This window comes from Rhizobium sp. BK602, from assembly GCF_014195095.1.
Lineage (GTDB): Bacteria > Pseudomonadota > Alphaproteobacteria > Rhizobiales > Rhizobiaceae > Rhizobium.
The window spans coordinates 140234-153745 of record NZ_JACIBC010000011.1 but is presented as its reverse complement, the minus strand read 5'-3'; the positions used below and the strand labels follow the sequence as shown (position 1 = coordinate 153745).

13 protein-coding genes are annotated in these 13512 nt (G+C 62.3%); 5 read left to right on the top strand and 8 right to left on the bottom strand.

The features are described from left to right. Both FHX11_RS27740 and FHX11_RS27735 read right to left on the bottom strand, forming a co-directional pair. Positions 1–860: efflux RND transporter permease subunit (locus tag FHX11_RS27740; protein ID WP_184363969.1), on the bottom strand; the 860-nt coding region annotated here is incomplete at its 3' end. A 9-nt stretch (positions 861–869) separates the two neighbouring features. After that, complete coding sequence (locus tag FHX11_RS27735) at positions 870–2039, bottom strand: efflux RND transporter periplasmic adaptor subunit (protein WP_246781173.1); 1170 nt, start codon at positions 2037–2039, stop codon at positions 870–872. Between FHX11_RS27735 and FHX11_RS30005 the strand changes: the two genes are divergently transcribed. From FHX11_RS30005 to FHX11_RS27725, 3 genes are all read left to right on the top strand, one after another. Further along, positions 1969–2397 (top strand): hypothetical protein, encoded by a 429-nt coding sequence (locus FHX11_RS30005; protein ID WP_246781174.1) that lies wholly within the window; start codon positions 1969–1971, stop codon positions 2395–2397. The genes FHX11_RS27735 and FHX11_RS30005 overlap by 71 nt on opposite strands. Positions 2398–2500: 103 nt before the next feature. Continuing rightward, positions 2501–3223, top strand: a complete 723-nt coding sequence (locus FHX11_RS27730) for a response regulator (RefSeq protein WP_184363962.1) — start codon at positions 2501–2503, stop codon at positions 3221–3223. Beyond that, the gene (locus FHX11_RS27725; RefSeq protein ID WP_246781167.1) at positions 3223–4599 is read left to right on the top strand and encodes an ATP-binding protein; all 1377 of its coding nucleotides are present in this window, start codon (positions 3223–3225) and stop codon (positions 4597–4599) included. The genes FHX11_RS27730 and FHX11_RS27725 overlap by 1 nt, the downstream gene beginning before the upstream one ends. A gap of 9 nt (positions 4600–4608) precedes the next feature. Here the strand turns inward: FHX11_RS27725 and FHX11_RS27720 are convergent, their stop codons facing one another. The 4 genes from FHX11_RS27720 to queC form a co-directional block, all read right to left on the bottom strand. Next, positions 4609–5304, bottom strand: a complete 696-nt coding sequence (locus tag FHX11_RS27720; RefSeq protein ID WP_184363959.1) for a GntR family transcriptional regulator — start codon at positions 5302–5304, stop codon at positions 4609–4611. Between the two features lie 239 nt (positions 5305–5543). Continuing rightward, on the bottom strand, positions 5544–6281 hold the full coding sequence (gene queE, locus FHX11_RS27715; protein WP_184363956.1) for a 7-carboxy-7-deazaguanine synthase QueE: 738 nt from the start codon (positions 6279–6281) through the stop codon (positions 5544–5546). Next, positions 6278–6634, bottom strand: coding sequence for a 6-carboxytetrahydropterin synthase QueD (queD, locus tag FHX11_RS27710; RefSeq protein ID WP_184363952.1), 357 nt, complete (start codon positions 6632–6634; stop codon positions 6278–6280). The genes queE and queD overlap by 4 nt, the downstream gene beginning before the upstream one ends. After that, complete coding sequence (gene queC / locus FHX11_RS27705) at positions 6634–7344, bottom strand: 7-cyano-7-deazaguanine synthase QueC (RefSeq protein ID WP_184363949.1); 711 nt, start codon at positions 7342–7344, stop codon at positions 6634–6636. Before queC ends, queD begins: the two co-directional genes overlap by 1 nt. 317 nt (positions 7345–7661) lie before the next feature. Here queC and FHX11_RS27700 point away from each other — a divergent pair, with 317 nt between their 5' ends. Further along, on the top strand, positions 7662–8759 hold the full coding sequence (locus tag FHX11_RS27700; protein ID WP_184363946.1) for a branched-chain amino acid aminotransferase: 1098 nt from the start codon (positions 7662–7664) through the stop codon (positions 8757–8759). A 145-nt stretch (positions 8760–8904) separates the two neighbouring features. Here FHX11_RS27700 and FHX11_RS27695 read toward each other — a convergent pair whose 3' ends face one another. Further along, the gene (locus FHX11_RS27695) at positions 8905–11361 is read right to left on the bottom strand and encodes a glycoside hydrolase family 3 C-terminal domain-containing protein (protein WP_184363944.1); all 2457 of its coding nucleotides are present in this window, start codon (positions 11359–11361) and stop codon (positions 8905–8907) included. Between the two features lie 197 nt (positions 11362–11558). Between FHX11_RS27695 and FHX11_RS27690 the strand changes: the two genes are divergently transcribed. Continuing rightward, positions 11559–12233: a TetR/AcrR family transcriptional regulator gene (locus tag FHX11_RS27690; protein WP_184363941.1), complete on the top strand. Its 675-nt coding sequence runs from the start codon at positions 11559–11561 to the stop codon at positions 12231–12233. Here FHX11_RS27690 and FHX11_RS27685 read toward each other — a convergent pair. Further along, positions 12216–13490, bottom strand: a complete 1275-nt coding sequence (locus FHX11_RS27685) for a neutral trehalase (RefSeq protein WP_184363938.1) — start codon at positions 13488–13490, stop codon at positions 12216–12218. The two genes, FHX11_RS27690 and FHX11_RS27685, sit on opposite strands and share 18 nt — an antisense overlap. Positions 13491–13512: the final 22 nt, after the last annotated feature.

Genomic DNA, 13512 nt, shown 5'->3' with positions numbered 1-13512 from the left:
GCCGAGGGATGGCCATTATAGGTGCTCGACGTGGTATAGCTCTCCGCGCCGAGCTCGACGGTGGCGACATCGTTGAGGCGCACCAGCGAACCGTCAGACTGGCTCTTCAGGATGATGTTGTTGAACTGCTCGGGCGTCTGCAGCCGGCTCTTGGCGGTGACGGTCGCGTTGAGCTGCTGGCCCTTGCGCTGCGGCAGCGCGCCGAGCTGACCGGCCGAGACCTGAGAGTTCTGAGACTCGATCGCCGTGGTGACGTCGCTGACCATCAACTGGTATTTGGCGAGCTTGTCGGGATCGACCCAGATGCGCATGGCATAGCCCGAGCCGAAAAGCTGCGTATCCCCGACGCCGGCAACACGCTTCAGCGTGTCGTTCAGCGTGCTGTTGACATAGTCGGCGAGATCGTTGGAGTTCAGCTTGCCATCGGTGGAAACAAAGCCCACGACCATCAGGAAGTTCGAGGTGGATTTCGACACCGTGATACCGGATGTCTGGACGGTCGTTGGCAATTGCGCGGTCACCAGCTGCAGCTTGTTCTGCACCTGCATCTGCGCGACGTCGGAATCGGCCTTGTTGGTGAAGGTCAGCGAGATCGAAGCCTGGCCGGTCGAGGTCGAGGTCGACGTCATATAGTCGAGATTGTCGATGCCGGTCATGCCCTGCTCGATGACCTTGGTCACCGAGTTTTCGACCGTCGCGGCATCAGCGCCGGAATAGGTTGCCGTGATGCGGACCGTGGTCGGGGCGATCTGCGGATATTGCGAGATCGACAGCGTCAGGATCGACAAGGCGCCGGCCAGCATGATGACGATGGCGATGACCCAGGCAAAGATCGGCCGGTCGATGAAAAAACGAGACATCGGGCCGCCTCACTTCATGTTCGCTGCATTGGCAGCTTCTTTGATCTGGTCGTTCGTGCCGGAGGAGACTTGAGAAAGTTCCCCCGTCGCATCGTTGACCTTGACGTCATCGACCTTCACCTCCTGCCCGTCCCGGACCCTTTGCAGCCCCTCGACGATGACGCGGTCTCCGTCGGTCATGCCCTCGTTCACCAGCCAGCTATTGCCGATGCTGCGCTGTACTTTCAGCACTCGCTGCTGAACCTTGCCGTCGGCATTGACGAAGAAGGCCGTCGGCTCGCCCTTGGTGTTGCGCGTCACCGCCCGCTGCGGCACCAGGAAGCTGTTTTCGGCAACGCCTTCCTGGATCGTCGCGCGCACATACATGCCGGGCAGCAGCAACCGGTCCGGATTGGGGAAGACGGCGCGGGCCGTGACGGTACCGACGGTCTCGGACACGGATGCTTCGAGGAATTCGAAGCTTCCGGGCTTGGAATATTGCGACCCATCCTCGAGCTTGAGATTGATCGAGATATTCTCGCCGCTGGTCTTCAGCCGTCCCTCCGCAATGGCCCGGCGCAGCGCCAGCAGATTGGTGCTCGACTGTGTAACGTCGACATTGATCGGATCGAGCAGGTTGATGGTCGCAAGCGCCGTCGTTTGCTCGGCCGTGACCAAGGCGCCGACGGTGACCGATGATGCATCGATGCGTCCGGAAATCGGTGCGCGGATCTTGGTATAGTCGAGATTGATGCGCGCCGTTTCCAGTGACGCCTTGGCGGAGGCGACATCGGCGTTCGCCTGCGCCAGCGTCGACAGTGCATCATCCAGATCCTGCTTGCTGACGGCGTCCTGAGCGGTCAGCCCCTTGTAGCGAGCCACCTTCGATTGTGCGCTCGGCACGGCGCCCTCCGCCTTCTGCAGGGTAGCAACGGCGCTGTCGTAGGAGGCCTGATAGGAGCTCGGATCGATTTCGTAGAGCACGTCGCCGGCCTTGACCTCGCTGCCTTCCTTGAAATTGCGGCTGCGAATGATGCCGCCGACCTGCGGCCGCACTTCCGCGACCAAGGAGGCGGCGGTCCGGCCAGGAACTTCGGCGGTGATCGCCACCGATTGCGGATGCAACGTCATGGCGCTGATTTCCGTCTTGACCGTGCTCGCCTGGCTTGGCGTGCTCGACTGCTCGGAACACGACTGCAACGCGGCGGCCGCCGACAGAAGCAGTGCTGCGATTGTAATGGTACGGGAAGGCCGCACGGGCGGCAGTCGATGTGCGCAGAATATGGTATTCATCAAAGGTCTATCCGATCGCGGCTTCAACATTGCACGACCCTGGCAGATGGATTTGTCTCGGCGATCAGCGCTTGGTGTCCCGGTCGAAAGGGCAACGGCTTTTCCCGCTGGGGACCGTCGCGATGCCGGGAATGGGAAAACGGCTTCAACGCCAACATCCAGCAAGCCGGATCAAGGTGGGCGGACCATCGCCGAGAGATGTCATGAAAGTTTGCCACCGACGGGCAATTCGGTAATCAATTCTGTCACGGTCCGGCAGCCGTGACATTTGGTTACAATTTTGATGTTGCGGGAGGCGTCCTTAAAACATCAAACACGCATAACACGCGTTCCCTCGGCGAAAGCCTTTGGAAACAAAGGAAGCAGCAATGCAGCGAACACCCCACGTCCTCGTTGTCGACGATCACAAGGAGATCCGCGATCTCCTGGCAAAATACCTCGCCAAGAACGGACTGCGTGTCAGTACGGCAAATGGCGGCACCGAGATGCGTCAGCAATTGCGCACCGCCACGATCGATCTGGTCGTGCTGGATATCATGATGCCGGGAGAAGACGGACTGTCCCTGTGCCGGTCGCTGCGCCAGAGCAGCATGGTGCCGATCGTATTGCTGACGGCCGTGTCCGACGAGACCGACAGGATCATCGGGCTCGAGCTCGGCGCCGACGATTACGTCACCAAGCCCTTCAATCCCCGTGAACTTCTCGCCCGCATCCGCGCGCTGCTTCGTCGCGCCAACGCCACGGCAACCACGACATCGGACCCGGAACGCAAGCGCTATCGCTTCGGGCATTGGACGCTCGACGTCACGCAGCGATCGCTTGTCGACGCCGCCGGCAATGAGGCAGCGCTCGGGACAGCGGAATTCCGTCTGCTGCTCGCCTTCATTACCCGGCCGGGCGTCGTTCTCACGCGCAACCAGCTGCTCGACATTACCGCCGGGCGATCGGCGCAGGTCTTCGACCGCAGCATCGACAATCTCGTCAGCCGCCTGCGCCGCCGCATCGAAGACGACCCCCAGCAGCCGGCGCTGATCAAAACAGTCTGGGGGGACGGTTATACCTTCTCCGGAACCGTGGAGGAGGTGGCGTGATGTCCTCGCGCCCGTCCATGTGGCCATCATGGCCGCGGAGCCTCACCGCAAGGCTGATCATCTCGCTGGTGGCGGCGCTCGCCCTTGCACAGATCGCGCTGATCCTCATTCTGAACAGTCAGCAGGATGGCATTGCCGAGCGGATCATCCATAGCCAGACCCTTCCCACGACCGCCACGCTGACGAGGATACTGATCACCTCACCGCCCGACGAGCAGGACCGCATCATCACGGCCTTTCGCTCGCGTCTATCCTGTGCGGCGATCATCAGCGAGCCTCCGGCGAGCCGCGAAATGAGCGCCGCTGAAAAGAACCTCGCCGGACGTCTGTTCCGGCTGCTGAACGGCCTCAAAACCGGATCGCCGCAGGTTGCGATCGAGCAGAGCCCTCCTCGCTGCGCCGATCGACAGCAAGTGGACGACGATCCTCGCGATGAAGCCCGCATCGTCGGTTTCGTCACCTCCATACCGTTGAGCGACGGCCGCTGGCTTGAGATCCGCAACGGCGTCGACATTCCGCCTTTCTGGAGCCCCGTCGCGCTCCTCTCCTTCTCGCTGTCATCGCTGGCGGCCATTGCCGCCGTGACGATGGTGGTCCGCTCGCAGACGCAGTCGCTGCGTATGCTGGCGAATGCATCGGAGCGGCTGGGGCGGGGAGAAACACTCTCGCCCCTCAAGATCAGCGGCCCATCCGAAGTCGCGGCGACGACCCAGGCCTTCAACACGATGCATCAGCGATTGAGCCAGTTCATCCGCGACCGCCTGCGGCTTCTCGCCAGCATCAGTCACGATCTGCGCACGCCGCTGACAACACTGCGGCTGAAAGCCGAATTCATCGACAATGACGAGGTGCGCGAGGATATCGTCGCCACCATCGACGAACTCACCACCATCTGCGAGGCCACGCTTGCCTTCACGCGGGCGGAGGTGAACAAAGAGGAGACGGTCCCCGTCGATCTCGCCGACCTCATCCGGCAAGTGACCGAGGAATTCCGGCTAACCAACAGCGAGGTGCATCTGGGCGCCCTGCCCTCGCAGCCCTATCCCTGCCGACCGGTCGCCTTGAAAAGGGCGCTCAGAAACCTCGTCGAGAATGCCATCCGCTATGGCGGCGCGGCGTCCGTTGCCCTTCAGAAGGCCGATGGCGAGGTGATCATATCTGTCGAAGACGAGGGGCCGGGCATACCGGAAGATGAGATCGAGGACGCTTTCGAGGCTTTCGTCCGCCTCGAACCCTCGCGAAACATGGAGACCGGCGGCCTTGGGCTCGGCCTGTCGATCGCCCGGAGCATCGTCAAGGCGCATGGCGGCAGCTTGTCGCTCGTCAACAGGCAAGGCCGTGGCATGCGGGCTGAACTGCGACTGCCATCGAAGTGACTGGCTGCGTCAATCGACCGATTGCCGGCCCGACAGCACCGCCTCGGCGATCGCGCTGGCGCTTGCCACATGATCCATTGCCGCCTGATAGGCGCCCGGACCGTCTCCACGCCGGATGGCATCGACAATACGCGCCATTTGCGCGGGGCCTTGAACGCCCCGGTTCTCGGTCTTGATCGTCATCGACCGAAGATGGTTGATGCGTACGGTCAGCAGATTGACGACGCCCCATGCGACATGGCGGTCGACCATGCTGAACAGCGTCTGATAGAAGACCGACGTATGGGTAAGGACGCCGGCCATGTCCTTGTCGCGATAGCTGTCGCGAATATCCTGCAGGGCCTTGTCCAACGCATCGGCGATCGCCGGATCGCCTTTTTCGGCACAAAGACGTGCCGCCATGCCTTCCAGCGCGCCGCGGATTTCATAGATCTGCTTGGCCTCGTCATGATCGAGCTGGGCGACGATCGGGCCTCTGTTCTGCTGATTGGCGACAAGCCCTTCCGACTCCAGATGGCGCAGCACCTCACGAACGATCGTACGGCTGACGCCCAGCTGCGCGCAGAGATCGCGCTCCACCAGGCGATCGCCGGGCCGGAAATAGCCGTTGACGATGGCTTCGCGCACCTTGTCCAGCGCCAGCTCGCGCAAGGTTTTCGCCGGACGCTCTACCCGGATCGCCGCGCCCTGCAAATCACCACTCATCCCTGCACCTCGGCCTTGAAGACATCAGCTTTCCCCAGGATCATCTGCCGCTTTGCGCAAGCAGCCATCCGGAATCGTATTATGGCGTACCAAGATATTTAACGGTGAGATGTCACCAATGCAACTGCGACCGTGATCGCCGCGAATCCCGGCTGTTACCGACTGCATAGGCTGGGATCGAGGGCGGCCGCAAGATCGGTTCAACAGGACCGCGTTCCCCGATCGTCGTGGCACGGTCATCAGACACCGCGCTTGTTGCCCCAGAGAATGACATGGAGCTGCGGCAAGACCCGCGCCTCGAACCACCGATCTTCCGCCACTTTGTCGACGAGCCAGCGCATGCGATCGATGATGCCATCGATATCGATCTTCGCATCGTCGGCATCGGGCGGTGGCGGCGTATGATTGCCGGGCTGGAGATAGACCGGCAAATGCGGATAGCGGCGGGCGGCATCGCGGGCATAGGCGTAGTCGCGATCATCGAAAACGACGATCTTCAGGGCGATTTGCGGTCCATCGGCCGCAAGGCGCAGACAGTCGTCGAACGCGGCCCAATCCGTCTCCATGCCGCTCGATGGCGGCTTCGGGCTCAGCACCAGCACGTCGAGATCGGCAAACCAGTCCTTGGCGATGCTGCCTTGCGTTTCCAGCGCGAAGCGATAACCCTCATCATGGCCACGCGCGATCAGCGGACCGAGCGGCTGGATCGCCGGGTTGCCGCCCGAAAGAGAGACCGTCAGCGGCCTGCCACCGGAAAGACGGGTCACGTCCTGCCAGATTTGGTCGACCGACATCGGCTGCCACTCGTCACGATACTCGCTGTCGACCGCATGCAGCGTATCGCACCACGAACAGCGGTAGTCGCAGCCGCCGGTACGCACGAACACGGTCGGCAGGCCTATCAGCACCCCCTCGCCCTGGATGGTCGGCCCGAATATCTCGCTGACGCGGATACGAGTTTCGCGGGCCACGCTCATGGCCGGTATTCCGCCCATGTCTTCGGCGTCTCGCTGACGCGCACCGCCGAGGTCTCGGGCAGCAGCGCCTTGCACCAGTCGTAGAAATGCTTGGCGAGACATTCCGAAGTCACCCGGTCGTGACCGAGAACATCGTTCAGATGGCGATGATCGAAATTGTCGTCGATATAGCGCTTGAGCGGCGCGAGCTCATGATAATCGCGGACGAAGCCGTTGGCGTCGAGTTCGGCGGCGGAAAGCTCCACTTCGACGATATAGTTGTGCCCGTGCATGCGCGCGCATTGATGATCGTCGGCAAGATGCGTGAGCTGGTGCGAGGCGGAGAAATGGAATTCCTTGGTGATGCGGAACATCACTTCACCTCTTCGGCCGAAAAGCCTGCTGTCGCCGTCACCCAGAAATCCGGGTCCTCGTAATCCGTCGGGTCCTCGACACCGGCGAGATGAAAAGCCTCGCGCCGCTCGACGCAGGTGCCGCAGCGGCCGCAATGACGCGCCCCGCCCTTGTAGCAGGACCAGGTTTCGGCAAAGGGCGTCCCATTACGGGCGCCATCGGTCACGATATCGGCCTTGGAGACGGTGACGTAAGGGGCGTGGAGCGAAACGCTGGCATAGCCGTCCAGCGCCTGGTTCTGCATCTGCTGGAAGGCATCGATGAAGCCCGGCCGGCAATCCGGATAGATGAAATGATCGCCGCCATGAACGGCGACGGCGACGGCATCGGCCTTCTGCGCGGCGGCAAGGCCGAAAGCGATCGCCAGCATGATGGCATTGCGATTCGGCACGACGGTCGCCTTCATCGTCTCTTCGGCATAATGCCCATCCGGCACCGCGACGTCGTCGGTCAGCGCCGATCCTGTCAGATGCTTGCCGATGGTGGTGATGTCGATGATCTGATGCGGCACGCCGAGACGCCTGGCACAGGCGGCGGCGAAATCCAGCTCCTTGCGGTGACGCTGGCCGTAATCGAAAGAGACGAGGCCGACAAGCTGATGTTCCGCCGCTATTCTGTAGGCGAGCGAAACGGAGTCCAATCCGCCGGAGCAGATGACGATGGTCTTCATAATTTTGAGTCCCTTGTTTTGACCGGGTGGGCTGCGACCGGATAATTAAGCTTTCCTAAAGCTGCCGCAGGCTCCTACCAGCAGAAGCCCCGCGAAGCAAGCGGCTCCGTCGATCCGGACCTCCACATCCATGGGCACCGCTATCAATTCAGCGACCGGCTTTAGGAGAAAATACTAGAAATTTTGGAAAATGAGGGACACAACGCGAAAACTTTTACCTGAGCAAATATAAACGCAACCAAATGCCACTTGATTTGGGTTAAACCACCCGTCAGCAGTGAGCGGGAATCGACCTGCTACCGACGAAGGAACCGACGATGAGCGACAGCGGCGCAAAGACCCTGATATTTGAGAGAAATTCGAATCCCGTTCCGGTGAACGAGCGTGAGGCTCTGCTGCAAAATCCCGGATTTGGCCGCGTATTCACCGACCATATGGTGACCATCCGTTACACCGAGGGACGTGGCTGGCATGACGGGAAGATCGAGGCTCGCAAGGCGTTCAACATCGATCCGGCGACGCTGGTGCTGCATTATGCGCAGGAAATCTTCGAAGGCATGAAGGCCTATCGCTTGCCGGACGGCGGCGCGGCCCTCTTCCGTCCCGATGCCAATGCGCGCCGGTTCCGCAATTCCGCCACGCGGCTTGCCATGGCGCCGCTGCCGGAAGAGCTTTTCCTCGAATCCGTGCGCTCGCTCGTTGAAGTCGACAAGGACTGGATACCCACGGGCGACGGCGCGGCGCTTTATCTGCGTCCCTTCATGTTCGCGACCGAAACCCTGCTCGGCGTGAAGCCCTCGGCCGAATACGTCTATTGTGTCGTCGCCTCATCCGTCGGCGCCTATTTCAAGGGCGGCGCTTCGGCCGTGACGCTCTGGGTTTCGGAAAATTATACCCGCGCCGCCCCTGGCGGTACCGGCGAAGCCAAATGCGGCGGCAATTATGCGGCGAGCCTCGCCGCGCAGGCCGAAGCGACCCAGGAAGGTTGCGACCAGGTCGTCTTCCTCGACGCGGTGGAGCGCCGGTACATCGAAGAACTCGGCGGTATGAACGTCTTCTTCGTCTTCGACGACGGCTCGCTGCAGACCCCGCCGCTCACCGGCACGATCCTGCCGGGCATCACCCGCGACTCGCTGATCACGCTCGGCCGCGACCTCGGGCTCACCGTGCGCGAGGAACCCTATTCGATCGATCAGTGGCAGAAGGACGCGGAAAGCGGCCGCCTGCGCGAGGCTTTCGCCTGCGGCACGGCCGCGGTGGTGACGCCGATCGGCAAGCTCAAGGGCCGCAAGCACAATTTCACCATCGGCGACGGCACCGCCGGTCCCGTGACCCAGCGCCTGAAGGCCGCCTTGCTCGACATCCAGAACGGCCGCAGCAATGACGTGCATGGCTGGATGGATCGGCTGTTCTAATCCCTGGTAACGCCCGTACGAGGCTCCAACAATTCGACAGGCGGCGGGCCAAACGGCCCACCGCCTGTTTGCGTTTTGATCAAACCTGGACGGGATCGCGTCGAGCGCCATCTGGCTGACGGCGCGATCCCCTGGACATAGCCGTCTATGGCTCCATCACATGATCGGCCGGCAACCGAATGGTGACGCTTGCCCTTATATCAGCCGCGCTGGCCGCCACGATCAGCTCGTATTCGCCGGCATCCGCCCGGAAACGTCCGGACTCGACATCAAAATAAGCGAGATCGCGGGGGCCGATTTTTAGTTCGGCGACACCGGTTGCTCCTGGTTCCAGCTTGAGTTTCGCAAAGGCGCGCAGCTCCTTGAACGGTCTTTCGACCCTTGGCTCGATGGAACGGACATAGAGTTGCACCACATCCGAGCCTGCGCGGTCGCCGATATTGGTGACGCCGACGCTGACGGTCAGACCGTCCGGTCCCATCTCGGTCTGTGATAGCTGGGGGGCTGCCCAGGCGAAACGGGTGTAGCCGAGGCCGAAGCCGAAGGGGAAAAGCGGCTCGATTTCGCGGGTATCATGATGCCGATAGCCGACGAAAATCCCTTCTGCATAACGGACATGGCCGTCCTGTCCGGGGTAGATCGTTGCATCACCGGTGATGGCGGAATTGTCGGCGAGCACCTTCGGGAAAGTTTGCGGCAGGCGTCCCGACGGCTCGACATCCCCGAAGAGGACGTCGGCGAGCGAATTGCCCAGCTCCTGGCCAGGATACCAGATCTGCAGCACCGCCCGGACCTTGTCGAGCCAGGGCATCTCGACCGGCCCGCCGGTCTGCAGCACCACGATCACATTCGCATTGGCCTCGGCAACCCTCCCGATCAGCTCTTCCTGCCGGCCGGGCAGACGCATGTCGGGCAGGTCCAGGCCTTCGGTATCCCATTCGCCGTCACGGCCGACGAGCAGCAGCACCGTGTCGGACTTGCGGGCGGTTTCGACCGCTTCGGCGATGCCGGCATCGCCAAGCGGCCTTTCGACGCCGAAACGAAGCGCGCAGACGTTGATGCCATCAAGGCTTGCCTTCGGCGCCTCATATTCGACGACAACCCGATAGCGGCGGCCGGCTTCGAGCCGCTTGGACCGGCGCTGTTCGTCATTCGCGGTGCCAAAGAAGTTCTCGCCCTTCGTCCAGCCGTCATAGCCGTCGACAATGAGTTCGCCGTCCACGAAGAGCCGGGCGAGACCGGCATTGGTCATGCCGAAGACATGCTCGCCACCTTCCTCCGGCACGAAGGTTCCCGTCATGCGGGCCGAGAAATCGGCAATGTCTAGCCCTTCGGCAGGAAGGTCGAACCAGAAGAATTCGCCCGTGTCGCCCGCCTCGACATGCACCGGCTGACCCTGGCAGCCGCGCCCCTTGAAATATTCCACCGTCATCTCGCCGCTGAAGAGATCGACCAGCCGATTGTTGGCGGAGCCGACCGCATGGCGGATGCTGTTGGCATTGGAAAGGGCTGCGCGAATGCCTTCCAGCGGGCTGACCGTATAATGCGCCGATATCCGCGCGCTGCCGCCGCCCATCACGCGAGCCGACGCCGCATTCGGGCCGATGACGGCGATTTGGTCGACGGAGGATTTGGCAAGCGGCAGAATGCCGTCGTTCTTCAGCAGCACCGCACCCTCGGCACCGAGCTGACGGATCAGCGCACGATCCTGCGGCAGGTCCAGCGCATGCTCGCTGAGATCAGGTGCCTTTTCGAAGGCGCCGACACGTTCGAGAAGCTGGAGGATACGGCGCGCCGACGCCCGCACCGTCTCGGCCTTGACCTTGCCTTCGCGGACGGCCGCAACCAGCTTCTCACCGCGGTCGCGCCAGGGACCCGGCATTTCCAGATCCAGCCCGGCATTGATCGTCTCCACCGTCGAATGCGAACCGAACCAGTCGGACATGACAATGCCGTCAAAGCCCCATTCCTCGCGCAGGACCTTCGTCAGCAGCCAGGGATGTTCGCTGGTATAGGTGCCGTTCAGCCGGTTGTAGGAGGACATCACGGCCTGGACGCCGGCCTTTTTCACCGCATCTTCGAAGGGCGGCAGATAGATTTCGCGCAGCGTCCGCTCATCGACGTCGGACGACATGGTCTGGCGCTCGATCTCGGATTCATTGGCGACGAAATGCTTGATCGTTGCCGCGACACCCTGCCCTTGCACGCCGTTGATATAGGCGACCGCCAGGGCGGCCGTCAGCGTCGGGTCCTCGGAATAGCATTCGAAATTACGGCCATTGAGGCCGGAGCGGTGGATATTAACGGTCGGCGCCAGCAGCACCGATGCGCCCTTGCTCTTGGCCTGTTCGCCGAGCGCCGCGCCGACGCGCTCGATAAGATCCGGATTCCAGGTCGAGCCGAGCGCGATCGCGACGGGAAAGCAGGCGGATTTGACGCCACCCACCAACGAGCCACCGCCACGGGCGCCATTGGGACCGTCGGTGACCTTGACCTTCGGCACGCCGAGCCGCTCCACCGGAACCGTCGTCCAGAAATCGGCACCTGAAAGCAGCGAGACCTGCTCCTCCAGCGTCATCTCGTCGAGAATATCGTCGATCATGGGGTTCCTCTCATCTTGCTTGGCCAAGGCCGATAGAAGGGATGGCCACAGGCGATGTCCTTCGTTAAACCTACCGAGTACTCGGTTATTTTAAAGAGTCAAGGACAGACCGCGAAAAGACCTGAGCCTGAACATCGGCAGGTTGGCCACGCGGTTCAATCGCGTTAGAAGCGGATGAAAGGACGGAAACAGGCGCAATGACGATCGGCCAGGACAATCCAACCGAACCCGAAACCAGGCAGCGGCGAAAGTCCGCCAAAGGCGCATCGCGGCGCGAGGCCATTCTTGCGGCGGCCATGCAGCGCTTCGCCAGGGACGGCTACCAGAACGCCGCCATCGGCGACGTCGCCAAGGATGTCGGCCTGTCCCTGCCCGGCCTGCTGCACCATTTTCCAACCAAGGTCGATCTGCTGCTGGCCATTCTCGACAAGCGCGATATCGATAGTTCGGCCGCTATCGACGACGGCCAGGGGAACTGGCGTTCGTTCCTGACCGGCCTCGTCCAGGTGGCCGAATACAACACACGTATCCCCGAGGTCGTGCGTGCCTTCGCGATCCTCAATGCCGAAAGCCTGACGCAGAACCATCCCGCGAAGGCCTGGTTCGGCAACCGCGCCCGGCAATTGCAGATCGACATAGCGGCAAAACTCGAAGACGGCATCGTCCGGGGCGAGGTCCGGAAAGCCATCGACTGCCCCGCCGTGGCCGGCGAAGTGATCGCCATGATGGACGGCTTGCAGATGCTATGGCTCCGCGACCCGGAATCCTTCGACATGGTCGCCGCCATGGCCGATTACATCGAGCGGCTGATACGACACCTTCAGACCCAGCCGCCGAATAGCGATCGATCGCCGTCACGCGGCGTTGCGTGAAAGCTCTATGTAGGCGGCGGCGGTCCAGGAGAAATCCAGACCTCCGCAGCCTTCGCCGGTCAGCGGGTCGAAATATTCGGCAAACCCTTGCCGTTCGACCGCCTGAATGGTTGCGACGCGCAGCCTCTCGGCAAGATCGTCGCGGTGGTTGCGGCGAAGGCCGGCGATCAGCAGCCAGTTTATCACGCCCCATACCGGGCCGCGCCAGTAGCGCTTTGCCTCGAACCCCGTAAATGCTCTCGGCGTCGATGGGAAGGCAACCGCCAAGCCATTGGCCCAGCTCTCCATCTCCGCGCAGGCGGCATCCAGAAGATCCGGCGCCAGATCGAGTGCCAGCAACGGGATGAAGCCGGCCTGGGTCGGCGCTTCCACATCCTGGCCGGAAATCAGATCGCGAGAGACGAAACGGCGCAGATGCGGCCGCCACTGCGCCATCAGCGCCTGCCTGGATAACGCATTCAGCGCTCGCAGTTCATCCGCCTCCCGCGCCCGCCCGAGCAGGTCCGCAAGTCGCTCCAGTTCCTCGCCGGACTTCAGGAGGATGGCCGTCGTCTGCACTTCGGCGATCTTGAACGGTGCCGCCGCCCACTGGCGCTTGGGGTCCCAGCCGCAGGCGGCATAGATATCCACCAGATGGATGAAGCGCCGATAATCCTCATCGCGCGGGCGCATGGCCTGATCTACATGGCCGGTATCCTTGCGCAGAACGACGGTTTGCGTCGTGGTCGGCACGCGCGCCATCGCGATATCCCAGGCCGGCGAGTTGTCGCTACCGCTCTCCCAGGGATGCAGCAGGGCGACAAGTCCTGTCCCCTCCGGATCGCGCGCCGCATACCACCACCGATGCCAGCGCAGCGCCGCCTCGAAGAGCGGCGCGCAGCGCTTGTCGGCCTCCGCCAAGCCGCTGGCGAGCGCCGCGTCATGGACATGTTTCAGCGCCATGCCGAAGACGGGCGGCTGGGTGATACCGGATGTTTGCGTGGCATGCGATGTCCGCCAGACATCCGGGCCGGGAAAATAGCTGTCGCTCGGCGCATGAAAGACGATATGCGGGATCATGCCATCGGCCCATTGCCCCTCGGCGAGACGTTCCAGTTCACGATAGGCGCGGGACACGTCATAGGCGGCAAACCCCATGGCGACGAAAGCGGAATCCCAGTTCCACTGGAAGGGATAGAGCCGGTCCGTCGGCACGGTATAGCCACCGCGATCGTTCGTTTTCAGGATGGCGCGGGCCTTGGCGATAAAGTCCGTCATATCGTGGTCCTATGTAGAATTC